Source organism: Azospirillum oryzae (assembly GCF_900177515.1).
GTDB classification, from domain to species: domain Bacteria; phylum Pseudomonadota; class Alphaproteobacteria; order Azospirillales; family Azospirillaceae; genus Azospirillum; species Azospirillum oryzae_A.
In genome coordinates this window covers 312,777-336,050 of sequence record NZ_FXAK01000004.1, presented here as the reverse complement: position 1 = coordinate 336,050, position 23,274 = coordinate 312,777, and the positions used below count along the sequence as shown (strand labels likewise).

The window sequence follows — 23,274 nt, the reverse complement described above, 5'->3', positions numbered from 1 at the left end:
TGGAAGTCGCGCCGCTTGTCGTCATTACGCAGGTCATTGACAACCAGAGGAGCGTCCCACCCATGTGCGCCGCCACCCCGTCCTTCATCGCCGAGTTCCCGCTGCGCACCAACGCGGCGGACGAGCGTGTACTGGCGGTGCGTCTTGAGGCGGCGCGGCATATCTACAACGCCTGCCTGGATGAGGCGCTGAAGCGCCTTGCCCTGATGCGCCAGTCCAAGGACTGGCAGGCCGCCTGTAGCCGGCCCAAGAGCAAGGAGCGCACCGCGTTGTTCAAGGCGGTGATGTTGCGCTTCGGGTTCTCGTCGGCGTCTGTCCAGAAACACGCCGAGCTGTGCCGGGATGCCTGCTGGATTGGCCTGCACCTTGGCAGCCACGACACGCAGACCACGTCCTTGCGCGCCTTCAAAGCGGTGCAGATGCACGCTTTCGGCAAGCGGGGGCGCCCCCGCTTCAAGGGCAAGACCCGCCTGCACTCGGTCGAGGGTAAAGGTGACGCGGTGATTCGCCTGCGTTGGCAGGACGAAAAGCCTGTCGTGCTGTGGGACGGCCTCGTCCTGCCGCTCCTGCGCGATCCGCGCGACCGCGATGGTTGGCAGGAGCAGGCGTTGTCGTGCCGGACCAAGTACGTCCGTGTCCTGCGCCGTAACGTGCGTGGCAAGACGCGCTGGTACGCCCAACTGGTGCAGGAGGGGTTGGTGCCGCGCAAGGACCGCCTGCCGGTTGGCGCGGGCATCGTCGGCCTGGATCTCGGGCCAAGCACCATCGCCGCCGTGTCGGACACGGATGCCACGCTGGAGCCGTTCTGCCCAGGCGTGGCCGACATGGATCGGGCGATCCGCCGTCTCCAGCGCGCCATGGACCGGTCCCGCCGCGCCACCAACCCCGACGCCTTCAATGCGGATGGCACGTACCGCCGGGGTGCGCGCATCACAGTGCGTTCGCGCCGCTACCGCGTCCTGGCGGCCAAGAAGGCCGAGGTGGAACGGTGTCTGGCGGCCGAGCGCAAGCGCGCGCAGGGCGAACTCGCCAATCGTGTGCTGGCGCAGGGCGACACCATCAAGATGGAGAAAGTGAGTTACCGGAGTTTCCAGAGGAATTTCGGCCGGAGCGTGAAGCGTCGCGCGCCGTCCCTGTTCGTCTCGACGCTGAAGCGCAAGGCTGCGAGTGCCGGTGCTTCAGTGGTCGAGTTTGCAACGCGGACGACGCGGCTGTCGCAGGTCAGCCACGACACGGGCGAGTACGTGAAAAAGCCGCTGTCCCAGCGGTGGCATGTGTTCGCCGATGGCAGCCGGGTGCAGCGCGATTTGTACTCGGCGTGGTTGGCGCGCTTCGTCGAACAGGACAGGCTCGACGCATCCCAATGCGCATTGCATTGGGTGGCTGCGGAACCGCTGCTGAGACGGGCGGCGTTGGGCTTCAACCAATCTGCGATCGGGGTGGGCTTTGCCCTTCCCACCGTCCGCAAGGGCGTCGGAGCGGATCGTCCGTTGCAGGGGGAGGGTCGCTGGACCGAGGCCGCGGATGCTGTAGCGCAAGCGAGAGCCGCGGAGAGGTCCAGCTCAGACACCCCCAGAACCCCCGGCGTCAGCCATGGGGAGGTTCAGCGCACTTGGAGGGACCATAAAACACCGACAGCTCCGCACCGGAACGAGGCATGTCCCCCCCTTACCCAGATCTAATCCCATCTTGACCCATCTTGCGGATGCAGGCCGGCGCCAGCCTTCTTGCGCCCCCGCGGGGCGTCGGTGCCGGGACTTCTTCCTCCGATTCCTTCCCAACCTTTTGATGAAGACGAGCATCGCCATGGACCAGACCGAACGCCAGATCATCGACGACCTGTTCGCCAAGCTGCATCAGGCCGAGGCGCAATCCGGCCCGCGCGATCCCGAGGCCGAGGCGCTGATCCGCGAGCGCATCGCCCGCCAGCCGGCCGCCCCCTATCTGATGGCCCAGGCCATCGTGATGATGGAGCAGGCGCTCGCCGCCTCCCAGGGCCGCAACGAGGAGCTGGAGCGCCAGCTGCGCGAGCGCCCCGCCGCTCCGGCCCAGTCCGGCGGTGGCGGCCTGTTCGGCAGCCTGTTCGGCGGTGGTAGGCCGGCTCCCCAGCCGCAGTACCAGCATCCCGCCGCCGCCCAGGCGGCCATGCCGCCGGGGTCGCCCTGGGGCCGTCCGGCCGCCGCCCCCGGCGCTCCCGCCTATGGCGATCCCCGCGTCGCCGGCTATGCCCAGCAGCCGCGGGCCGGCGGCGGCTTCATGGCCGGCGCCATGCAGACGGCGGCCGGCGTGGCCGGCGGCATGCTGATCGGCAGCGCGCTCTCCAGCATGCTCTCCGGCGGTGAAGCCGTGGCTGCCGAGGCGGCCGGTGCGGCCACCGACGCGGCGACCGCCGCCACCGACCATGCCGAACAGGCGGTCGAGGACAGCGGCTGGGGCGATTTCGGCGGCGAAGAGGAGCTGTGATCCCGGCGGTGCCGGGTGGCATGGCGTTGAACTTAACGCCACCGCCCGGGACTTAATTCCTATAAAATGGCGTCGGTTTCACTCTTGCGGAGCCGACGCCATGCCCGCCCCCCAGCCCCCCGCTCCCCGACGCCAGGAGGTCGTGCATCAGGCAGCATGGCCGGCGGATGGAACAGCACCACGCGGTGTGTTCCACACTGTTCCACCCACCGGCGTCAGCCCGGGGTTTGGAACAGCGGCGCCCAACCTGTTCCACGCTGTTCCAAACGCCGGCCACCCAGCCCCGTCGTCAGGCTTTCACGACGCGGTCGGCGAAGCCCTCCACGGCGCGCATGGCGTTGCGGGTGTCGACCACCAGCGGGCAATGGGCGGCGAGGCTGTGATAGTCGATGCCGTCATGGTCGGTGACGATCACCGCCGCGTCGAAGCCCGCCAGCGTCTCCGCCGTCCAGTCGATGGAGGTCCGGCCGGCAAGCGCCGCATGCTCGCGGGTGACCGGCAGAACGGGGATGAAGGGGTCGTGGTACTCGACCGCCGCCCCGCGCTCCAGCAGCATCTCCATCAGCCGCAGCCCCGGCGATTCCCGGCTGTCGTCGACGTTCTTCTTGTAGGCCATGCCGACCAGCAGGATGCGCGCCCGGCTCAGCCCGATGCCGGCGCGGCGGTCGAGCGCCAGGGCCAGCCGGTCGACCACATGGCGCGGCATCATCGTGTTGACCTCGCCCGCCAGCTCGATGAAGCGGGTGGAGATCTGGTACTCGCGCGCCTTCCAGGTCAGATAGAAGGGGTCGATCGGGATGCAGTGGCCGCCCAGCCCGGGGCCGGGATAGAAGGGCATGAAGCCGAAGGGCTTGGTCTTCGCCGCCTCGATCACCTCCCAGATGTCGATGCCCATCGGCTCGAAGACGATCTTCAGCTCGTTCACCAGGGCGATGTTGACGGAGCGGAAGATGTTCTCGGTCAGCTTGGTCGCCTCCGCCGCCCGCGTGCCCGACACCGGCACCACCTGCGGCACCACCTGCTCGTAGAGCGCCACCGCCAGCCGCCGCGCGCCCTCGTCGTCGCCGCCCACCACCTTGGGGATGGTGCTGGTGGTGAAGCTGATGTTGCCGGGATCCTCGCGCTCGGGCGAATAGGCCAGGAAGAAGTCGCGCCCGCTGAGCAGCCCGGTCTCCTCCAGGATCGGCCGCATCACCTCGTCGGTGGTGCCGGGCCAGGTCGTCGATTCCAGAACCACCAGCTGCCCCGGCCGCAGCCGGTCGCGGATCAGCCGGGTGGAGGCCTCGACGAAGCTCAGATCCGGCTCGCGCTGCGGCGACAGCGGGGTGGGCACGCAGACGATCACGGCGTCGCAGGCGGCGAACTCGCCGGCATCGGTCGTCGCCCGGAACCGCCCGGTCGCCACCGCCTCGGCGACGCGCCCGTCGGCGATCTGCCGGATGTAGGAGCGCCCGCCGTTCAGCGCCGCCGCCTTGGCCGGGTCGATGTCGAAGCCGGTGACCGCGAAGCCGGCTCCGGTCAGCGCCAGGGCCAGCGGCAGCCCGACATAGCCGAGCCCGACCACCGCCACCCGCGCGCTGCGGCCGCGATAGGCGCTTTCCAGAGACCCGAGGTCGAGGGTCTGGATACCGGGTGCGGTGTCCGCTGTGCTCATCATGCCGTTCCGTATCGATGCTCTGAAGGACTGGGCCGCTCGGACGGCTGTTCCGCCTGCGGCAGCCAATGTGTGACGGCCGGCGCGGCTTTGCGCAACCCCCGGGTCCCGCGTGGGTGCCGGAGATCGGAAACTCTGGCGCCGGGACGGCGAAGGGTGCCAACTTCCCTGAAAACGACGGACCCCGCCCGCCATGACGCCGCCCTCCCCGCCCCTCCTGCCCCAGCAGACCGCCCCGGTGGACGACCGCCAGTCGGCGCTGACCGCCCGCCACCTGGGTGGCGACGGGGGTGCGCTCCACGGCTATTTCATGGCGCTACGCGAGGAGAGCGACCGGGCGCTCGCCGGCCTGCCGCCGGCCGGCGGCAAGCCCTATCCCTATGGCCGCTGCGAGGAGATCACCCGCGACCTCTTCGCCCGCCTCTTCCAGCGTCTGGCCCAGCCGGCCGGCCCGGTGGAGCGCGCGCTGCGCGCCTTCGTCGAAGAGGGCGGCGTGCTGCAAAGCGTCTGGGGCGTCCTGCGCGACCAGTATTTCCAGAACGCGCTGCAGGTCGGCGCGCTCTATGTCGACGTCTCGAACGACACGGTGGTGGTCACCAAGCCGAAGGTGGAGATCCTGCCCATCGAGGCCTCCGGCCTGGTGCCGGTGCGCGATCTCGACCATTTCCGGCAGACGGCGGAGCGCTATTGGGGGGCGACGCTCTACGCCAACCATCTAGCGCCGACGCTGGCGCCCCTGCTGCCGGTCCTGTCGGTCAGCCCCGGCCGGCTGGCGCCCGGCCTGCAATCGGCCTGCGACTACATGATCGCGCTGATGTGCCGTGACCGCTTCCGGGATGCCGAACGCTGGCTGGAGACCGGCCCCGCTCCGCCCGCGGATCTCGCCGCCTGTCTGGCCGCCATTCCCGCCGACCTGCGCCCGCTGACCGACCAGCCCCGGCTGGAAGCGGTCGCCGCCTGCCGCCGCGCGCGGGAGGCCGGCTGCTGGGCCGATCCCGACTGGCGCACCGCCCGCGTGCTCGACTATCTGCGGCTCATGCGTGGGGTGGTTGGGGGCTAAGCAGCCTCGCTCAGATCGGGTCGAGTGCATCGCCGATCTCCGCCCGCGCGACCTTGGTTTCGAAGATGCTTTGCAGGTTGGTCCAATAGCGGGCGTCGGTTCCGAAGGCCTTGCCCAGCCTCAACGCCATCGGAGCGGTGATCCGGCGCTCGCCATTCATGATCTCGGTCACCGCGTTGGGCGGCACGCCAATATGCTCGGCAAAGCGCCGGGCGCTCAGGCCCAGCGCCTCCAACTCGTCGTGCAGGAACTCGCCGGGATGGATGGGCGGCAGAGTGTCGGTGGCGGGATGGCTCATGATGCACCTGTCGGTGACTGCGATAGAACCGTGGGGTGCGTGGATCATAGCCCCGATCGACCGCGCAACGGAGGACAAGATCGACACGGGATTTAGCCACGGATTTCACGAATGCTTCTCCGCTTCGGTGCTGCTCCCGGACAGCCGGCACGGTGCCGGTCCGGACATCCGTGCAATCCGTTTTGATCTTGCCCGTCGCCTCAACTCCCCGCCGGCCTGCGGTTCTCCCTCACAGCCGGTCCGTCCCGAAGGTGTCGCAGGCCTCCAGCCGGCCGCTTTCCAGGCCGGTGCGGAACCAGCGGACGCGCTGGGCGGAGCTGCCGTGGGTGAAGCTGTCGGGGCTGACGGTGCCGCGCGCCTGACGCTGCAGGCGGTCGTCGCCGATGGCACTGGCGGCGGTCAGCGCCTCCTCGACGTCGCCGGGTTCCAGCATCCGGCGGTCGCGGTTGGCGTGGTTGCCCCAGATGCCGGCGAAGCAGTCGGCCTGCAGCTCCAGCCGCACCGACAGGGCGTTGGCCTCGGCCTGCCCACCCGCCCGCTGCTGGGCCGCCTGCACCTTGTCGGAGATGCCCAGCAGGTTCTGCACATGGTGGCCGACCTCATGGGCGATGACATAGGCCTGGGCGAAGTCGCCGGGCGCCTGGAAGCGGTCGCGCAGCTCGCGGTAGAAGCCGAGGTCGATGTAGAGCTTCCGGTCCATCGGGCAGTAGAAGGGCCCCATCGCCGCCTGCGCCCGGCCGCAGCCCGACGCCACCGTGCCGGTGAACAGCACCAGCGTCGGGTCCTGGTACTGGCGCCCCATCTGCTGGAACAGGCCCTGCCAAGTGTCCTCGGTGTCGGCCAGCACGACGGAGACGAAGCGCTTCAGCTCGTCGTCGGCCTGGCTGCGTGGGGCGGCCTCGCCGATCTGCGTCCGCCCGGCCGTGCCCCGGTCCGCCTGCTCGCCGCCGCCCAGCAGCACCGACGGGTCGACCCCCAGCACCATCGACACCAGCAGCACCACGACGACCCCGCCGATGCCCAGCCCGCCCTTGCCGATGCGGATGCCGCCGCCCCTGCCGCCGAAGCCGCCACCAAGGCCGCCCCCACTGAAGCCGCCTTGCCCGCGGCGGTCCTCGACATTCTCGCTTTCCCGTCCGCCCTGCCACCGCATCGCCACCCTCCATCGTCACTGGCCGGCCCGACGGGCCGGTGGAGACGAAACCATCAGGGGCTTCCCACGTTCCCTGCGGAGCCCGCGGCAAGGCGGAGAACCGGTGTGGAACGGCTTGAAAATCCTGGCCGGCTCCCCATCTCGGAAAAGGCCGAAAACCGTCTGGGTGAAACCGCCCGCGCGGTGCGTTCCCCACCTTTCCCGTCCCGGCGGGAGGGAGCCTTTTCCGGGGACGCCGGCCTTTTGGAACATGCCCGTACCGGGGCTGTTCCGCTTTATCGGAGCCTCTTGCGGCGCAGTGCGCGGCTTTGGTTCCCGTTTCACGATGACACGCACAACGAAGAGCCGGCCGGCACCGAATCCATCGGTCTGCCCATCCGGCCTGGAGGATTTTCATGACGACCCAGATCGTTTCCGCCCTTTCGCAGACCGCCGGCCATTTCGCCGCCCAGCCCGCGCTTGCGCCGGCCCAGCTGGCCGCCACCCGCCTTTCGGCAGGCCAATTCGCCGCAGTCGAGGGCAAAAAGGCCGATTTCCGCTCCAATCCGGAGCCGTCCGGCTTGACCCGGAGCGAAGTGCGGCAGATTGTGCTCGACATCCTGGGCTGAGTCTCTCGGCCCGGGCTCGTCCCTTTCTACCCATCCACGACCACAGGAGATCACCATAGCCAAGCTCTACGACGCGGACCCCGTCCGCGAAGGCCCGCGCCTCAACCGTGAAATCACCGCCCGTATGGTCCGCCTCGTCGGCGCCGACGGCGAGATGGTCGGCGTGGTGCCGCTCCGCCAAGCGCTGGAAGCCGCCGCGGATGCCGACCTCGACCTCGTCGAAGTGGCGCCCCAGGCGGATCCGCCCGTCTGCAAGATCCTCGATTACGGCAAGTTCCGTTTCGAGGAGCAGAAGAAGGCCAACGAGGCGCGGAAGAAGCAGAAGATCATCGAGCTGAAGGAAATCAAGCTTCGGCCGAACATCGACGATCACGACTATGACGTGAAGATGCGCTCCGCCGTCCGCTTCATCGAGGAAGGCGACAAGGTCAAGATGACCATGCGCTTCCGCGGTCGCGAGATGGCGCACCAGGATCTCGGTCTGAACGTGCTCGTCCGCGTGCGCGACCAGCTCCAGGACATCGCCAAGGTCGAGCAGATGCCCCGGGTCGAAGGTCGTATGATGGTCATGGTGCTGGCTCCGCGCTGAGCCCTGGCCAAAAGGGAACCTGCGGGGCGGTCCGCCGCCCCGCACCTTCTGCTATGACGTTCTTTGGATGATGGAAAATCCTACGCCAGTGTCTCGGGCCGAAGATCAATTAAGTCCGAGGAAAGCTGCCCTCTGTTTGGATAAGGCCGACACCAATCCGTAATGGATGGCTCGATCTGAAACCAACGCTGCTTTATAGCGTCCTGACGGGAGTTCTACGATGCCCCGAAGGAAGTACGATCATCCGCCCGTTCATCGCACCGACCTGCTGCCATCGAACCTGACGGCAGCCAAAGAGACGGCAGTGTTGGCGCTGCTGCGGGCCTACCGCCGGGGCGCGGTCCTGCTGGGCCGGGAGCAGTGGCGGCTGTTCTTCGAGACAGGCCGCTTCGACAAGAACTTTGATGAGGACAAGGTCACCTTCGCCGCCGTCATCGGCGCGGCCAACCGCGTCCAGATGGCCCGCTGGCAGGTCGTCGGACAACTGCAGGGCTGGATCAGCAACCGCGCCAACGAGTTCCGTGACACGGTGAACCGCAGCACGCTGCCGCCCGCCACCAAGCACATGCTGCACACCATCAACGTCCTGGGCGCGTGGTTCCGGTGCGGCGCCGTGGTGATGAAGGACACCGGCGAGGCCATCCCAGACGCCGTCCGGCGGCTGGCGCGCACCATCATGCGCCACTGCATGGCGCCGCACCGCAAGCCCGACCTGTCACGCCTCTCCATGCGCCTCGACCACCGCGCGGGCAGCATCGCCCGGCCTGTGACGGCGACGCAGAGCGGCGCGGTCGGTTGGTGGGTGACCCTCTCCACGCTGGCAAAGGGCCGGAAGATCGCCGTCCCGCTGCTCACCTACACCTACCATGCTGAGCGCCCTGGCAGGATCACCAATGGCATCCAGATCAACGAGCGTGACGGCCACCTGACCTTCGGCGTCATCACTGACATGGGAGAGGCCTGCGCCAGAAGCCGGGCCGACTACCGGGGCAGCGGCGTCCTCGCCTTGGACTTCGGGTTGTCCACGCTGTTCGCGACCAGTGAGGGCCAGTTGCTCGGCCAAGGATGGCTGAATCGTCTCAAGCGCTACGACGCGCTGCTCTCGATGATCGCGGCCAGCCAGCAGCGTGCCGGACGCAAGCCGCGCGACAGCCGTCGCTATCAGGCGCTGGTGGAAGACGTACGCGGCTTCCTGCGCACCGAAGTCGGCCGTGTGCTGAACCGGCTCGTTGAGCAGGACAAGCCCGCGGAGCTGGTGCTGGAGCGGCTGGACTTCCGCCACTCCGACCTGTCGCGGCGTCTGAACGCGATCCTGCGCAACTGCGGGCGCAAGGTCATCCAGGACAAACTCCGCGATCTGGAGGAACGGTTTGGAATCACATCCTCCGAGGTGAACGCCGCGTACACGTCGCAGACTTGCTCGTGTTGCGGCTACGTGGACAAACGGAACCGCCGCGACCAGAAGACCTTCGTGTGTCTCTGGTGTGGCCATGAGTTGCACGCCGACCTCAATGCGGCGGCCAACATCGAAGCGCGCCGTGCGCGCCCCAACGGTTGGCTGTTCCAGGGGAAGGCGGCGGTCCTTGCCGAACTCGTGCGCGGGTTCGGGGAGCGACGTGTCCGAGCATTCCGCTCGGGCAGAACCGGGAGCCGGGGTGCCCCCGCCGACCCGCGTCTGACCAACCCCTATTTCGGGGGCAAGCCGTCGGCCGTGGTGAGGTCAGCCGAACGCCATGAGGCGTCCATGAAATCGCCAGAGACACAAACCTTCTAGAGTAATTTGCGTCAAGGCGATAGCACCTATACCTGGATATTCGTATTGGGTTATTGACCCTGTCGGCATCGAGCGCGGATCATTGGGAAGTTTGCTTCCTCCTTTGTTCCGGAAAGTCGTTGTTATGAAGGACGAACGTGTCGCGCCCGCCTGGGAGCCCATCTCCGGCGAACGGCAGTTCCGCCTGCTGGTCCAGAGCGTGGTCGACTACGCCATCTTCATGCTCGACCCCACCGGCGTCATCCGCAGCTGGAATCCGGGGGCGGCCCGGATGAAGGGTTATGCCGCCGACGAGATCATCGGCCGCCACTTCTCCAGCTTCTACACGCCGGAGGACCGCGCCGCCGGCGTGCCGCAGCGCGCGCTCGCCACCGCCCTGTCGGAGGGCAAGTTCGAGGCGGAGGGCTGGCGCCTGCGCAAGGACGGCACCCGCTTCTGGGCCAGCGTCGTCATCGATCCCATCCGCGACGAGACCGGGACTTTGCGCGGCTTCGCCAAGATCACCCGCGACATCACCGAACGCCGCAAGGCCCAGGAAGCGCTGGACGAGGCGCGCGAGGCCCTGGCCCAGGCGCAGAAGATGGAGGCGGTCGGCCAGCTGACCGGCGGGGTGGCCCACGACTTCAACAATCTGCTGCAGGCCATCAGCAGCAGCCTGGAACTGATCGAGCAGCGCCTCTCGGCCGGCCGCACCGACATCGCCCCCTTCTCGGCAACCGCCCGCGCCGCCGTGGACCGGGCTGCCGGCCTGACCCGGCGCCTGCTGGCCTTCGCCCGGCGCCAGCCGCTGAAGCCGGAGCGCACCGACCTCAACCTGCTGGTGATCGGGCTGTGGGACCTGCTGGGCCGCTCGGTGGGCGAGGAGATCCGGCTGGAGCGCCGGCTGGCGGAGCCGCTGTGGCCCGTCCATGCCGATGTGAACCAGATCGAAAGCGCCCTGCTCAACCTGGTCATCAACGCCCGCGACGCCATGCCGGCCGGCGGATCGGTGACGGTGGAGACCGCCAATGCCAGCCTGCGGCCGGCCGATCTCGCCAACGAACCGGGGCTGGAGCCCGGCGACTATGCCGTGCTGACCGTGCGCGACAGCGGCACCGGCATGCCGCCCGACGTGCTCGCCCGCGTCTTCGAACCCTTCTTCACCACCAAGCCGATCGGCCAGGGCACCGGGCTGGGGCTGAGCCAGCTCTACGGCTTCGCCCGCCAGTCCGGCGGCTTCGTCCGCATCGACAGCGCGGTCGGCCGCGGCACCGCGGTGCATCTCCACCTGCCGCGCGACCAGGACGCCGCCGCGCAGTCAGAGCCCGCCCCTGCCCCCACCGCCGTCCCCGCCCCGCCCACCGGCCGGGCCGGGCGGGGCACGGTGCTGGTGGTGGAGGACGAGGAACTGGTCCGCATGCTGCTGGTGGAGGTGCTGGAGGGCGACGGCTACACCGTGCAGGAGGCCGCCGACGGCCCCGCGGCGCTCGCCCGTCTGAGCGAGGCCGCGGCAGGGCCGGAAGCGAAGCCGCCGGTCGACCTGCTGGTGACCGACGTCGGGCTGCCCGGCCTCAACGGCCGCCAGCTGGCGGAGGCGGCGCAGGCGCATTATCCCGATCTGAAAGTGCTGTTCCTGACCGGTTATGCCTTCCAGGCCCTGGACGACAGGGCCGGCGATGGCGAGGATGGGCTTGGCCGCAACATGCGCATGCTGGCCAAGCCGGTGGCGGTCGATGCCTTCCGCGCCATGGTCCGTTCGATCCTGTCCGACGGATGACGCCGCCCGGCAGCCGCCCCGCCCTCTCCCGTCTTGAATAAGGGGGAACCCGCAACGCCGACAGCGCCCGCGCCGCAGCGGGGCTGCACCAACCGCCGGACCAGAGACGATGCCCCTGCTCGCCCGCGTTTCGACGCTGCTGCTGCTCTCCCTGACCATTGTCGCGGTCCTGCTGGCGCCCCTGCCGGCCTCGGCCAGGAGGTCGGCCAAGAAGGCCTGGACGCCGGTCGCCGCGGAGATCCTGATGGACGCGCACAGCGGCAAGGTCCTGCGGGCGCACAATGCCGACCGGCTGACCTACCCGGCCTCGCTGACCAAGATGATGACGCTGATGCTGACCTTCGAGGCGCTGGACCGCGGCGCGCTGCGGCTGAACCAGAGGCTCGTGGTGTCGCGGCATGCCGCCTCGATGCCGCCGTCGCGGCTGTGGCTGGCGCCCGGCAGCACCATCACGGTGGAGCAGGCGATCCTGGCGCTGGTCACCCGCTCGGCCAACGACGTTGCGGTGGTGCTGGGCGAGGCGCTGGGCGGCAATGAGCCGGCCTTCGCCAAAAAGATGACGGCGCGCGCCCGCCGGCTCGGCATGCGCCACACGGTGTTCCGCAACGCCTCGGGCCTCCCCGACCGGCTGCAGCGGACGACGGCGCGCGACATGGCGATCCTGTCCCGGGCGCTGATCCGCAGCCATGCCAAATATTACGCCTATTTCAAGCGCCGCAGCTTCGACTGGCAGGGCGATACGGTCTATGGCCACAACCGTCTGATGGCGCGCTATCCCGGCATGGACGGCATCAAGACCGGCTACATCGCCGCGTCCGGCTTCAATCTTGCCGCCTCGGCGGTGCGGGACGGCCGCCGCCTGATCGCGGTGGTGCTGGGCGGGCACAGCGCCGCCGCCCGCGACGACCGCGTCGCCGACCTGCTGGATGCCGGCTTCAAGCGCCGGACCAGCCCGTCCCGGCCGGCGCCGGTGCAGCCGGATCTGGTGATCACCAAGAACAGCGCCTCGACCGCCGAACGCAGCACGGCGGTGAGCGTCGCCGTTCCTTCGGTGAAGCCGGCCGCCACGGAAGCCGCTGCCAGAAAATCGGCCGGCGGCTCCTGGTCCATCCAGGTCGGCGCCTTCGCCAGCCATGCCGCCGCGGTGCGCAGCGCCCGCGACACGGCCAAGCGTCTGGGAAGCCTCGCCGCCGGCGCCAGTCCCGCGGTGATCCGTTCCGGCGGTCTCTACAAGGCCCGCCTGACCGGATTTCCCGCCGCGACCGCCGACGCGGCCTGCAGCGCCCTGAAGACGGCCGGACGTGGCTGCTTCCCGGTGCGGGGCGGCTGACGCACGGTGCTTTCTAAAGCGCCGCCATGATGTGCCCGATCAGCGCCGCCGGCGGGATCGGCTTGGACAGGATGCGGATGCCGGGCTCGCGCCCCAGATCCTGCAGCACCGCCTTCTCGGCATAGCCGGTGACGATCAGGACCGGCAGGCCGGGGCGGTGACGGCGGACGAGGCGGGTCAGGTCGGCGCCGGTCATGCCGGGCATGGCGAAGTCGGTGACCAGGACGCCGATCCCCTCGTCCGCCTCCAGCAGAGCCAGGGCCTCCTCGCCGCTGGAAGCCTCCGACACCAGGATGCCGGCCTCGTCCAGCACCGCGGCGTTCGCCATGCGGACCAGGGCGTCGTCCTCGACCAGCAGCACGCGCACATTGGCCGACGGGGCGGGGGCCGACGGGGCTGGGGCGGGGGACGGGGCGGCGGCTGGCACGGACAGCGGCTGGTTTCCGGCGGCGGTCCCGGCGGGTGCGTCGGACCCGCCGTCCACCGGAACCGGGGCGTGGGGCAGGTACAGCGTCACCGCGGTGCCGAGACCGGGATGGCTTTCCAGGCGCATGCCGCCGCCGGACTGCGCCGTCAGGCCATGCACCATGCTCAGCCCCAGCCCGCTGCCCTGGCCGACCGGCTTGGTGGTGAAGAAGGGGTCGCAGGCCCGCGCCAGCACCTCCGGCGGCATCCCGGTGCCGCTGTCGCGCACGGTCACGGCGACATAGCCGCCCGGTGCCAGAGAGGGGGCCAGGGCCGGAGAGATCCCGTCGCCCGTCCCCGTGCCCCTGTCCTTTCCCGCTCCCACCGACAGGCTGGTGACGGCGATGGTCAGGCTGCCGCCGTCCGGCATGGCGTCGCGGGCGTTGATGGCGAGGTTCAGCAGGGCGATGTCGAACTGGTGGGGATCGACCAGGGCCGGCGGCACGGCGTCGTCGCGGTCGATGCGGATGCGGATGGCGTCACCCAGCGTGCGTTCCAGCAGCGTCGCCATCCCCGCCACCTGGGCGCCGAGGTCGACCGGCGCCGGGGCCAGCCGCTGGCGGCGGGCGAAGGCCAGCAGGTGCTGGGTCAGGGTGGCGCCGCGGTCGACCGCCTGGCTTGCCACCTCCAGCGCCCGGCGGCTTTCCTTCCCGCGGAGTTCGCCGCCGGCCTCCAGCATGTGCAGGCTGGAGCGCACCGCCTGCAGCAGGTTGTTGAAGTCGTGGGCCACCCCGCCGGTCAGCTGGCCCAGCGCCTCCATCTTCTGCAACTGGCGGACATGCTCCTCCGCCTCGTCGCGGGCCTTGACCGCCTGCCGGCGCTCGCCGAGCGCGCGGTTGGCGGTCTCGTAGGCCAGGAACTGGCGCGCCATCGCCCACAGCATCAGGGCGAGCGCCACCATGCTGACCAACCCGGCACCGGCGATGAAGACGGCCTGGCTCCGCCAGCGGGCCAGGACCTCTTCCCGCGTCCGGCTGACCCTGACAACCAAGGGGTAGTTGCGCAGGAGCTGGATGGACAGGATGCGGTCCTTGCCGTCGATCGAGCGCTGCAGGGTGGCGTTGGCGGTGCCGGACAGGGCGATCTGGCTGTCGATGGCGGAGTCGGCGGCGAGGGTTCCGATCTTGTCCGGCACCGGCGGGAAGCGTGCCAGCAGCATGCCGTCGCGCCACCACAGGCTGAAGCCGCTGCCCGGAACCACGTGGAGGCTGCGGTAGAACTCTTCGAAATAGGACAGGCGGATGGCCCCGACGACCACCCCGACCATCCCGCCATTCGCATCGTTCACGCGCCGCGCGATGTAGAGCGTCCATTCCCCGGTGACCATGCTCTTCGTCGGCCGGCTGAGATAGGCCTGTCGGGGATCGCCGTCCTTGAACGCCAGGACATAGTCGCGCCGGGACAGGTCGAGCGTCGGCGCCGGGAACTGGCGGGTGAAATTGACCAGACTGCCGTCGGCGGCGACCAGGCTCAGCGCCTCCAACTGCGGCAGGCTGGACGCCTTGGCCTTCAGGATTTCATGAACCTGCCGCTCGAAGCGAAGCCGCTTGAAGGCCTCGAGGCTGCGCCGGTTCTCAAGCGGGATCTGCTCGGCGACCCCGCCGACGGTCAGGTCGATCCCTTCGATGGTGCGGGCCGTCTGCTCGGCCAGCGAGGCGTTGAGCGTGCGCAGGCCCAGCGTGGCCTCGGCCAGCGTTTCGTCATGCAGCCGGTTCAGGACGATCGCGGTGCCGCCGCACAGCACCGCCAGCACGGCCACGCCGAGCGCCCCGATGCGCTGGAGCGGACGGCTGGTTCTCAGAAGCCGCAGCATGAAGTCCGTACCCGTTCCGTCCTCACCGCCGCGCCCGCATCCATCCCCGATCCTGTCGCCATGACGATCCGCTTCCTCCCGTGACGGCCCAAGCGCAACGGGCCAAGTGGCGTTCGCCGTCCAGAAGCACGGAAGGTTTCGACACTACATAGGCGTGACTATAGACGCCGCCGCCCCCCGGGCAACCGGCTGCAGGTCATAGGGCCCGCTTGTCCGCTGCGGCGCTTCGTCCCGGAGGGGGCTGTTCCGTCAATGCCGGTCGTGCAGGCAGTGGGCGTGGTCGGCCAGAACCTCGATCACATGGCAGCTGCGCACCTGGTCCTGGGCGCAGCCCTCGACCATCCGTCGCACCTCGTCGCGCAGGGCCTCCAGCCGGGCGATCCGGGATTCGATCTCGGCCAGATGGGTGCGGGCCAGCCGGTCGGCCTCGCGGCAGGGCCGGCCCGGATCGTCGGCCATGGTCAGCAGCTGGCGGATCGCCTCCACCTCGAAGCCCAGCTCGCGGGCATGGCGGATGAAGCGCAGGCGGTTGACCGCCCCGTCGTCGTAGCTGCGCCGGTTGCTGCCGGTGCGCGGCGCCTCCGGCAGCAGGCCGATGCTCTCGTAATAGCGGATGGTCGGGATCTTCACGCCGGTCCGCTTGGCGAGCGCGCCGATGGTCAGGCTGGACATGGTCGGCATTTCCCTCTTGATCCTCCAGTCGCTGGAGGATCTAGGCTTTGCGGGAGCTGCCGGCAACCGGCCATGATCGAGGAGCCTTTCCCATGCACGGATCCCTTTCCGATTCCCAGTCCGGGACGCAGACCGGCGACGCCCTGCGCACCAGCCGCTACCGGGTTTCCGGCATGGATTGTGGATCCTGCGCCGCCAAGATCGAGACGGCGCTGCGCCGGGTGCCGGGGGTCCGCGAGGTGCGGGTGTCGGTGCCCGCCGGCACGGTGGCCGTCTCCCATGAGGACATGCTCGACGCCGACGCGGTGGTCCGTCCGCTGGCCGCGCTCGGCTATGGCGCCATCCCCGCCGATCCGGTCGCGGACGGCCCGGCTGCGGCTTGCGGCGGGGGCTGCTGCGGGTCCGACGCCGCCCACTCGCACTCCCATTCCCATTCTCACTCCCACGGCGATGCGGATGAGGCGCCCTGGTGGCGCGGGGGCAAGGCCCGGCTGACCATGGCGGCCGGTGCGGCTCTGGCCGCCGCGACGGTCCTCGGCCTGCTGGTGCCGGCGGCGGAGCCCTGGGCCTTCCCGCTGGCGTTGCTGGTCGGGCTGGTTCCGGTGGCGCGCCGCGCCCTGGCGGCGGCACGGGCCGGAACCCCCTTCTCCATCGAGATGCTGATGACGGTCGCCGCCATCGGCGCGCTGCTGATCGGCGCGGTGGAGGAGGCGGCGACCGTCCTGGTCCTCTTCCTGATCGGCGAGTTGCTGGAGGGGGTGGCCGCCGGCCGGGCGCGGGCCGGCATCCGCGGCCTGACCGCGCTGGTCCCCGACACCGCGCTGCTGGAACGCGACGGCGGCGCTCCGCAGGCCGTTCCCGCCGCCGGGCTGGCCGTCGGCTCCGTCATCCTGGTGCGGCCGGGAGACCGGGTGGCGGCCGACGGCATCGTGCTGTCCGGCCGCAGCGCCGTCGACGAATCCCCCGTCACCGGCGAAAGCGTGCCGAAGCTTAAACGCGAGGGCGATGCGGTCTTCGCCGGCACCATCAACGCCGACGGCGCGCTGCGCGTCCGCGTCACCGCCGCGGCGCGCGACAACACCGTCGCCCGCATCGTCCGGCTGGTGGAGGAGGCACAGGCGGGCAAGGCCCCGACCGAACGGCTGATCGACCGCTTCGCCCGCTTCTACACGCCGGGCATCGTCGGGGTGGCGGCCCTGGTCGCCCTGGTGCCGCCGCTGGCCTTCGGCGGCGTCTGGACGGACTGGATCTACCGTGCCCTGGCGGTCCTGCTGATCGGCTGCCCCTGCGCGCTGGTGATCTCCACCCCGGCGGCCATCGCCGCCGGCCTGTCGAACGGCGCCCGGCGCGGGCTGCTGCTGAAGGGCGGCGCAGTGCTGGAGGCGTTGGGCCGCATCACCACCGTCGCCTTCGACAAGACCGGCACCCTGACGGAGGGCAGGCCCCGCGTCACCGATCTGGTTTCCTTGCGGGGAAGCGAGGCGGAACTGCTGGCAGACGCCGCGGCGCTGGAAGCCGGGTCGAGCCACCCGCTGGCCCGCGCCATCCTGGCAGCGGCGGCCGAACGCGGCATCGCCCCGCCGGCTGCCGACGGGGTCACCGCCCTGCCCGGCGCCGGCCTGACCGGCCGGGTGGATGGCCGCGAGGTGGCGCTGCTGTCGCCCCAGGCCGCCGCCCTGGACGCCGCGCAGGCGGAGCAGGCAACCGCCTTCGCCGAGGCCGGCAAGACGGTCTCCGTCCTGCTGGTGGACGGCATCGCCGCCGGTCTGATCGCCATGCGCGACGAGCCGCGCCCCGACGCCCGCAGCGGGATCGCGGCGCTGGACCGTGCCGGCATCCGCTCGCTGATGGTGACCGGCGACAATGCCCGGACCGCCGGGGCGGTCGCCGGGATGCTGGGCATGACGGCGCATGCCGAACTGCTGCCGGACGACAAGCTGCGCATCGTCCGCGGCCTCCAGGCCGGCGGGCAGCGGGTGGCGAAGGTCGGCGACGGCATCAACGACGCCCCGGCGCTCGCCGCCGCCGATGTCGGCATCGCGATGGGCGGCGGCACCGACGTGGCGCTGGAGACGGCCGACGCCGCCATCCTGCACGGCCGGGTCGGCGACGTGGCGGCGATGGTGGCGTTGTCACGCCGCACCATGGCCAACATACGGCAAAACATCGCATTGGCTTTGGGCTTGAAGGCTGTCTTCCTGCTCACCACCGTGTTGGGCGTCACCGGGCTGTGGCCCGCGATCCTGGCGGACACCGGCGCCACCGTGCTGGTCACCGCCAACGCCCTGCGCCTTCTGTCCGTCCGTGCTTGAGTGTTCGGACCGGAGAACTGACTTCGTTAGGAGAAACTCCATGAGCATGACGCGGCGGACGATGATGCGGGGGGCGGCGCAAGGAGCCTTGGCGGCCGTTCTGGCGCTCGGCCTCGGGTCGATGGGGCTGCCGGGCCTGGTCCGCGCCGCCGTTCCCGCCGGAGGGGCCGCGGTGGAGGTCTGGAAGGCCGCGAGCTGCGAATGCTGCGAAGGCTGGGTGCGGCATATGCGCGCCGCCGGTTTCGAGGTCACCGTCCACACCGTCGACGACGTGACGCCGATGAAGCGCATCGCCGGCGTGCCGGACGACCTCGCCTCCTGCCACACGGCGCGGGTCGGCGGCTATGTGCTGGAGGGCCATGTGCCGGCCGACGACGTGCGGCTGCTGCTGGCCGAACGGCCGCAGGCCCGCGGGCTGGCGGTCCCCGGCATGCCGCAGGATGCCCCCGGCATGGACATGGGCGTCGGCCAGCCCTATCAGGTCATGCTGTTCGGCGGCGCCGGCGGACCGCAGGTTTTCGCCCGGCATTGACGGGCCCGATGCGCCGGTGCCGATGGCCGGGGGCGGCGTTCAGGCCGCCTCGACCATCGGTGGGTTGGCCGGCGGGTTGGCCGGCGCGGCTTTGCGCGACCGGACCAGCATGCCGTTGACCATCGCCTGCCCAGGCAGCTCGATGAAGCGGTAGGTCAGGGCCGACAGGGCGACCACCGCCAGCAGGTAGCCGCCGCTCACCAGATCCATCACCCAGGCGTCGCCGAAGGAGAGCAGCCGGTCGCTGGCGCCCTCCACCTTGCGCTCGACAACCAGCGGCCGGCCGAGGACCCCCTGCATCACCGTCGCACCTTTCTGCAGCACGGCGATCATCAGGGCATGCGCCATGTAGATCGAGTAGGACCAGGCGCCCAGCCGTTGGAAGGGCGAGGTCGCCAGCAGGCGGGAGACCGGCCCGGCTTCGAAGGCGAACACCCACACCACCAGCCCGAACAGCAGCGGCGCCGCCAGCGACAGGGCGTTGCCCCCCGCGGCCGAGACGAAGGCCACCACCGCCAGCAGCGCCCCCGCCTCGGCCAGCCCGCCGGCAAGGCGGGGCGGTTGCCAGCCGGCCGCCGCCCGATACAGCCGGTAGACGAGGCAGCCGGTGAAGAAGCCGTAGAGGCAGCGGAAATAGCCGTAGTCGATGCTGGTGTCGATGTGGTTGGCGGAAAAGCGCATCACCACCAGGGCGCCGGCGACGGCGAGCATGCCCATCGCCACGGCCAGCACGCCGGGCCGGCGCACCGTCAGGCAGAGGATGGCGAAGGTGATGTAGACGAAGAACTCCGCGCTGATCGACCAGCTCGGGATGTTCCAGGTCCATTGATCCTCCACCCCCAGCGCATGGACCAGGGCGAGGTTGCTGACCAGGGCCGAGGGCGCATAGGTCCCGGTGAAGGCGGCGGTTCCGGCATGGCCGCCGGCCGGTCCGGAGACCGCCTTCACGCATTCCAGCGCCACGAAGGCCAGCAGCACCGCCGCATGCAGCGGCCAGACCCGGCCGAACCGCCGGACCAGGAAGGTCCCGGCCTCCTGCCCGCCGCCGATGCGGCCGGAATAGGCGTGGACGATGACGAAGCCGCTCAAAACAAAGAAGAAATCGACAAAAAGATAGCTGCCGCGCACGAAGTCGAGCCTGTGGAAATGATCGATGCTGTGCAAATGGTACAGGGCCACGCATAACGCGCACAGGCCACGCCAGCCGTCGAGCACCGGGAACCGCATGGGAACCTCCGGGTGATGTTCAAAGGCGTTTCTTGGAAAAGCTGTTTGAAAGAGCAACAAAACCTACGACTGATTGTGGGGGTAAAAAAAGGACGCGGGAGGTTTATTCCGAAGGATCGCCGATCCTACCCATGGCGGCCCTGCCCCGCGACCACCGGCACTGGGCCCCTCCCGTTCGGGTGATCCCGGACATCCCGGGCCTGTGCGTTGAAATATCCGCTCCGAGGGATAGGATCGGCGGCATGAGCACGCACCATTCCCCTTCCAACATCGCCAAGCCCCTGGAGCGAGCCGACGATCATCCGCGTGGGGGGCCCGTGGAGGCGGCGACGTGATCGAGACCGGACGAAGCTGGGGTGCCCTGCTCCTGGTGGTCAGGTTCCCTGTCGCCATCCAGCGGCTCGGGTGACCCGGCGGGGCCGGAAGATGCTTCCGACGGCGATAGCATCTGCGAAGACATGAGAACTCCATCACCCAAAGGCGACGGCTTCTCGGTCGAGCCACGCGGCAGTCCACTGGCTTGGTGACCGAAGGCCGTCTCCCGGCCCCATTCCCTGTGCCCGCCTATGGCGCGACAATCAGAATGGAAAGCGTGACAATCAGGGGCTCTTCCGCACTTTTGGTGCAAAACATCTAATGGCTGATAGGGTTGCGGACAACACCATCATGCCGCGGCTAAGTTCACTTCCCGTGCTGCGGATAGAGATGCTATCTCATCACAGCATGCTCATATAGACGGATGTCGCACTCTCCAGCTTCCGAGTAGCCGTTGCTCATCGATCCCCACGCTGTTCTTCCGGCCGGTCTCACCATTTTTCAGTTTCTTCCAACGGTGGATCGCATTGTTCTCGTCGGCAAGCCAACGGCAAGCAAGTCCGTTTGCCCGTTGTGCGGCCACATGTCCGCTCGTGTTCACAGCACCTACTTGCGCCGTCTCGCTGATCTGCCCTGGCAGGGCAAACTACACGTCGGTTCCGCTGTCCGGTCATCACGTGCCGGCACCGTATCTTCACCGAACGCCTGCCGGATGTTGCCCTGCCCAAGGCCCGACGCACGCCCCGTCTGGTCCGGGCGCAACGGGACATCGGCCTAGCTGCTAGAGGCGAGCCCGGATCGCACCTGGCACGCCGTCTCGGCATGCCGGTTAGCGGCGACACGCTGCTGCGCCTGATCCGGGCCACTCCGACCGCAGCGTATCCGCCGCCTCGCGTGGTTGGCGTGAACGAATGGGCGTGGCGACGCGGCCTGCGTTGCGGCACCATCCTCGTCGATTTGGAACGCAACCGGGTGCTGGATCTGCTCCCCGGACCGCTAGGCGGACAGTGTGGCCGCGCGGCTACGCCACCATCCCGCCGTTGAGGTGGTCGCCGGCGATCGGGCCGGCGTCTTCGCCGACGGCATCCGGCGGGGCGCTCCACAGGCGCGGCAGGTCTGTGACCGGTGGCATCTGTGGTGCAACCTTGGCGACGCTCTGCGCTCGGTGGCCAATCGGCATCGCCGCGCGATCCGGCACGCGGCCCGCAGGGTCGCTGGGACGGCCGAAAGGGCCGCACCACCAGACGAGCCGGCGGTTTCCGGGACAAAGCTGGAGCGGACCCGGCAGGCCAACCGGCACCACCGCGAGGAGCGCATTGCGGAAATCCGGCGTCTGCGCGATCAAGGGGTGCCGCCCAAGCTGATTGCCCCGGTGTTGGGGATGAGCCGCCGCTCCGTCGAACGCTCTGGCTAGCCGCCGATGGCGCACCGGACCATGTGCGTCCCCATGGGCGAACGGTTCTCGACAGTTTCAGGCATACTTGGAACGTCGTTGGCGGGAGGGATGTCACAGCGCCGCTCAACTTCATCAGGAACTGAAGGAGCAAGGCTGCACCGCCAGCGTTCAGACCCTCTTCCGCTGGGCGTGCAGACAGCACACCCGCAACCCGGCCCGTGAGCCCGTCACTACGACCGTTACGGAGGCGACGATCACCGCCGCTTGGAAGCTGCCGTCGGGCCGGCGCTGCGCATAGCTGCTGACCCAGTCGGCCGAGCAACTCAAGCCGGAGGAAACGACTTTCGTGGCCGGTCTCGCCACCGCCGCTCCGGACCTCATTCGGGCGGCGGACTTGACCAAGGCCTTCACGGCCTTGCTCTCGGAGCACCGCGCCGATGGGTTCAATGTCTGGATCACGACCGCACGCGACAGTGCCCTGCGCGCCTTTGCGGGGCTGCGTCCCGCGAGGTGGTGTACGAGCTGTGGGTAAGCGGCCCGCCGAAGCGCCCCCAAAAGCTGGCGTAGGCGGGCCGCTTATCCACAGCGGGGCGGTCATCGAAGATCTCCGGTAGGTTCGGGTTGCAACACCTTGAACGCTGCTGGAGAGAACCTCGATGACCATGGACAGAATGGCGCTTCACGAGCTTCTGGAGAAGGGCTCGGATACGGATCTTCTGCGCGAAATGATCGGCTACGTCGCGCAGAGCTTGATGAACCTGGAGGTGGACAGCCTGTGCGGCGCCGAGCATGGCGAACGCACAGCCGAGCGCGTCAACCAGCGCAACGGCTACCGGGAGCGGGCCTGGGATACCCGGGCCGGAACCATCCCCTTGCAGATCCCCAAGCTGCGCAAGGGCTCCTATTTCCCTGGCTTTCTCGAGCCGCGCCGGACAGCGGAGAAGGCGCTCACGGCGGTCATTCAGGAAGCCTACATCCAGGGCGTCTCGACGCGCAGTGTCGATGAGCTGGTCAAGGCCATGGGGATGACCGGCATCTCCAAGAGCCAGGTCAGCCGCTTGTGCGCTGACATCGACGAGCGGGTGCAGTCCTTCCTGAACCGACCACTGGAGGGTGACTGGCCCTACCTGTGGATCGACGCCACCTACGTGAAGGTGCGCGAAGCCGGGCGCATCGTCTCGGTGGCGGTGATAATCGCGGTGGCCGTGAACACCGATGGGCGGCGCGAGGTGCTGGGCATGGACATCGGGCCTTCCGAGGCTGAGGTGTTCTGGACCAAGTTCCTGCGCGCGCTGATGCGGCGCGGCCTGCGCGGCGTGAAGCTGGTCATCTCGGACGCGCATGAGGGCCTCAAGGCGGCCGCCGCGAAGGTGTTCGGGGCGGCGTGGCAGAGGTGCCGGATCCATTTTTATCGCAATGCGATGGCACACGTGGCTGCACCGCAACGCGCGATGGTGGCAGCGGCGATCCGCACGGCTTTCGCCCAGGAGACCGCCAAGGCCGCCCACCGGCAATGGCGCCAAGTCGCCGATAGCCTGCGCGAGCGCTTCCCCAAGCTTGCCACGCTGATGGACGAGGCCGAACACGACGTCCTCGCCTACATGGACTTCCATCCCGACCATTGGACCAAGATCAGCTCGACCAATCCCCTCGAGCGCGTCAACGGCGAGGTCAAGCGGCGCACCGACGTCGTCGTCATATTCCCCAATGAAGCGGCGATCTTCCGACTGGGAGGGGCCATCCTGCTGGAGCAAAATGATGAGTGGGCGGCCAGCCGCCGCTACATGAGCTTGGAGACCATGACGCCGTTGGGGCATACTGACGTCTCCAGGTTGTCCGCTGTGGCAACCTGATCCG

Annotated in this window: 18 protein-coding genes; 12 read left to right on the top strand and 6 right to left on the bottom strand. The window is 69.3% G+C overall.

The genetic code is table 11. The features are described from left to right. Positions 1-62: 62 nt before the first annotated feature. Positions 63-1,682, top strand: a complete 1,620-nt coding sequence (locus B9N97_RS08515) for a hypothetical protein (RefSeq protein WP_208621181.1) — start codon at positions 63-65, stop codon at positions 1,680-1,682. Positions 1,683-1,788: 106 nt separating this feature from the next. Then, the gene (locus B9N97_RS08510; RefSeq protein ID WP_244560617.1) at positions 1,789-2,463 is read left to right on the top strand and encodes a DUF2076 domain-containing protein; all 675 of its coding nucleotides are present in this window, start codon (positions 1,789-1,791) and stop codon (positions 2,461-2,463) included. Positions 2,464-2,752: 289 nt separating this feature from the next. On the opposite strand, the gene B9N97_RS08505 is transcribed toward B9N97_RS08510, so the two are convergent. Beyond that, entirely contained in the window at positions 2,753-4,120 is a 1,368-nt protein-coding gene (locus tag B9N97_RS08505; RefSeq protein ID WP_280174747.1) for a nucleotide sugar dehydrogenase, read from the bottom strand. 190 nt (positions 4,121-4,310) lie between these two features. Here B9N97_RS08505 and B9N97_RS08500 point away from each other — a divergent pair, with 190 nt between their 5' ends. Further along, the gene (locus B9N97_RS08500) at positions 4,311-5,177 is read left to right on the top strand and encodes a hypothetical protein (RefSeq protein ID WP_085085292.1); all 867 of its coding nucleotides are present in this window, start codon (positions 4,311-4,313) and stop codon (positions 5,175-5,177) included. Positions 5,178-5,187: 10 nt separating this feature from the next. Here B9N97_RS08500 and B9N97_RS08495 read toward each other — a convergent pair whose 3' ends face one another. Both B9N97_RS08495 and ypfJ read right to left on the bottom strand, forming a co-directional pair. Continuing rightward, positions 5,188-5,475: a HigA family addiction module antitoxin gene (locus B9N97_RS08495; protein WP_085085290.1), complete on the bottom strand. Its 288-nt coding sequence runs from the start codon at positions 5,473-5,475 to the stop codon at positions 5,188-5,190. 229 nt (positions 5,476-5,704) lie between these two features. Further along, entirely contained in the window at positions 5,705-6,628 is a 924-nt protein-coding gene (gene ypfJ, locus B9N97_RS08490; protein ID WP_085085288.1) for a KPN_02809 family neutral zinc metallopeptidase, read from the bottom strand. A 395-nt stretch (positions 6,629-7,023) separates the two neighbouring features. Between ypfJ and B9N97_RS08485 the strand changes: the two genes are divergently transcribed. The 5 genes from B9N97_RS08485 to B9N97_RS08465 all read left to right on the top strand — a co-directional run bounded on the left by B9N97_RS08485 (position 7,024) and on the right by B9N97_RS08465 (position 12,685). Next, positions 7,024-7,236 carry a hypothetical protein gene (locus B9N97_RS08485; RefSeq protein WP_085085286.1) on the top strand — a complete coding sequence of 71 codons (213 nt, stop codon included), beginning with the start codon at positions 7,024-7,026 and terminating at the stop codon, positions 7,234-7,236. A 55-nt stretch (positions 7,237-7,291) separates the two neighbouring features. Beyond that, positions 7,292-7,825 carry a translation initiation factor IF-3 gene (gene infC / locus B9N97_RS08480; RefSeq protein ID WP_085085354.1) on the top strand — a complete coding sequence of 178 codons (534 nt, stop codon included), beginning with the start codon at positions 7,292-7,294 and terminating at the stop codon, positions 7,823-7,825. 220 nt (positions 7,826-8,045) lie between these two features. Beyond that, on the top strand, positions 8,046-9,599 hold the full coding sequence (locus B9N97_RS08475; protein WP_085085284.1) for a zinc ribbon domain-containing protein: 1,554 nt from the start codon (positions 8,046-8,048) through the stop codon (positions 9,597-9,599). 124 nt (positions 9,600-9,723) lie between these two features. Next, a complete protein-coding gene (locus B9N97_RS08470) occupies positions 9,724-11,355 on the top strand; it encodes a PAS domain-containing sensor histidine kinase (protein WP_085085282.1) in 1,632 nt (543 codons plus the stop codon). 109 nt (positions 11,356-11,464) lie between these two features. Continuing rightward, positions 11,465-12,685, top strand: a complete 1,221-nt coding sequence (locus B9N97_RS08465; RefSeq protein WP_085085280.1) for a D-alanyl-D-alanine carboxypeptidase family protein — start codon at positions 11,465-11,467, stop codon at positions 12,683-12,685. 13 nt (positions 12,686-12,698) lie between these two features. On the opposite strand, the gene B9N97_RS08460 is transcribed toward B9N97_RS08465, so the two are convergent. Both B9N97_RS08460 and B9N97_RS08455 read right to left on the bottom strand, forming a co-directional pair. Then, positions 12,699-14,963, bottom strand: coding sequence for a hybrid sensor histidine kinase/response regulator (locus B9N97_RS08460; protein ID WP_085085279.1), 2,265 nt, complete (start codon positions 14,961-14,963; stop codon positions 12,699-12,701). 249 nt (positions 14,964-15,212) lie between these two features. Then, positions 15,213-15,635 carry a MerR family transcriptional regulator gene (locus B9N97_RS08455; RefSeq protein ID WP_085085352.1) on the bottom strand — a complete coding sequence of 141 codons (423 nt, stop codon included), beginning with the start codon at positions 15,633-15,635 and terminating at the stop codon, positions 15,213-15,215. Positions 15,636-15,727: 92 nt separating this feature from the next. Here B9N97_RS08455 and B9N97_RS08450 point away from each other — a divergent pair, with 92 nt between their 5' ends. Beyond that, the gene (locus B9N97_RS08450; RefSeq protein ID WP_085085277.1) at positions 15,728-17,947 is read left to right on the top strand and encodes a heavy metal translocating P-type ATPase; all 2,220 of its coding nucleotides are present in this window, start codon (positions 15,728-15,730) and stop codon (positions 17,945-17,947) included. Positions 17,948-17,987: 40 nt separating this feature from the next. Next, positions 17,988-18,479, top strand: coding sequence for a DUF411 domain-containing protein (locus B9N97_RS08445; protein ID WP_085085275.1), 492 nt, complete (start codon positions 17,988-17,990; stop codon positions 18,477-18,479). 39 nt (positions 18,480-18,518) lie between these two features. Here the strand turns inward: B9N97_RS08445 and B9N97_RS08440 are convergent, their stop codons facing one another. Continuing rightward, entirely contained in the window at positions 18,519-19,706 is a 1,188-nt protein-coding gene (locus tag B9N97_RS08440) for an acyltransferase family protein (protein WP_085085273.1), read from the bottom strand. A gap of 1,324 nt (positions 19,707-21,030) precedes the next feature. Here B9N97_RS08440 and B9N97_RS37005 point away from each other — a divergent pair. Together B9N97_RS37005 and B9N97_RS08430 are read left to right on the top strand one after the other, a co-directional pair. After that, on the top strand, positions 21,031-21,435 hold the full coding sequence (locus tag B9N97_RS37005) for a transposase (protein ID WP_143266537.1): 405 nt from the start codon (positions 21,031-21,033) through the stop codon (positions 21,433-21,435). A gap of 638 nt (positions 21,436-22,073) precedes the next feature. After that, the gene (locus tag B9N97_RS08430; protein ID WP_085085269.1) at positions 22,074-23,270 is read left to right on the top strand and encodes an IS256 family transposase; all 1,197 of its coding nucleotides are present in this window, start codon (positions 22,074-22,076) and stop codon (positions 23,268-23,270) included. Positions 23,271-23,274 lie beyond the last annotated feature (4 nt).

Coding starts and splice junctions, on each gene's coding strand:
- B9N97_RS08440 (WP_085085273.1), bottom strand. CDS start 19,706: ATGCGGTTCCCGGTGCTCGACGGCTGGCGTGGCCTGTGCGCGTTATGC.
- B9N97_RS08455 (WP_085085352.1), bottom strand. CDS start 15,635: ATGTCCAGCCTGACCATCGGCGCGCTCGCCAAGCGGACCGGCGTGAAG.
- B9N97_RS08515 (WP_208621181.1), top strand. CDS start 63: ATGTGCGCCGCCACCCCGTCCTTCATCGCCGAGTTCCCGCTGCGCACC.
- B9N97_RS08495 (WP_085085290.1), bottom strand. CDS start 5,475: ATGAGCCATCCCGCCACCGACACTCTGCCGCCCATCCATCCCGGCGAG.
- B9N97_RS08465 (WP_085085280.1), top strand. CDS start 11,465: ATGCCCCTGCTCGCCCGCGTTTCGACGCTGCTGCTGCTCTCCCTGACC.
- B9N97_RS08485 (WP_085085286.1), top strand. CDS start 7,024: ATGACGACCCAGATCGTTTCCGCCCTTTCGCAGACCGCCGGCCATTTC.
- B9N97_RS08475 (WP_085085284.1), top strand. CDS start 8,046: ATGCCCCGAAGGAAGTACGATCATCCGCCCGTTCATCGCACCGACCTG.
- B9N97_RS08500 (WP_085085292.1), top strand. CDS start 4,311: ATGACGCCGCCCTCCCCGCCCCTCCTGCCCCAGCAGACCGCCCCGGTG.
- B9N97_RS08445 (WP_085085275.1), top strand. CDS start 17,988: ATGAGCATGACGCGGCGGACGATGATGCGGGGGGCGGCGCAAGGAGCC.
- B9N97_RS08510 (WP_244560617.1), top strand. CDS start 1,789: ATGAAGACGAGCATCGCCATGGACCAGACCGAACGCCAGATCATCGAC.
- B9N97_RS08470 (WP_085085282.1), top strand. CDS start 9,724: ATGAAGGACGAACGTGTCGCGCCCGCCTGGGAGCCCATCTCCGGCGAA.
- B9N97_RS08460 (WP_085085279.1), bottom strand. CDS start 14,963: ATGCTGCGGCTTCTGAGAACCAGCCGTCCGCTCCAGCGCATCGGGGCG.
- B9N97_RS08505 (WP_280174747.1), bottom strand. CDS start 4,120: ATGATGAGCACAGCGGACACCGCACCCGGTATCCAGACCCTCGACCTC.
- ypfJ (WP_085085288.1), bottom strand. CDS start 6,628: ATGCGGTGGCAGGGCGGACGGGAAAGCGAGAATGTCGAGGACCGCCGC.
- B9N97_RS08430 (WP_085085269.1), top strand. CDS start 22,074: ATGACCATGGACAGAATGGCGCTTCACGAGCTTCTGGAGAAGGGCTCG.
- B9N97_RS08450 (WP_085085277.1), top strand. CDS start 15,728: ATGCACGGATCCCTTTCCGATTCCCAGTCCGGGACGCAGACCGGCGAC.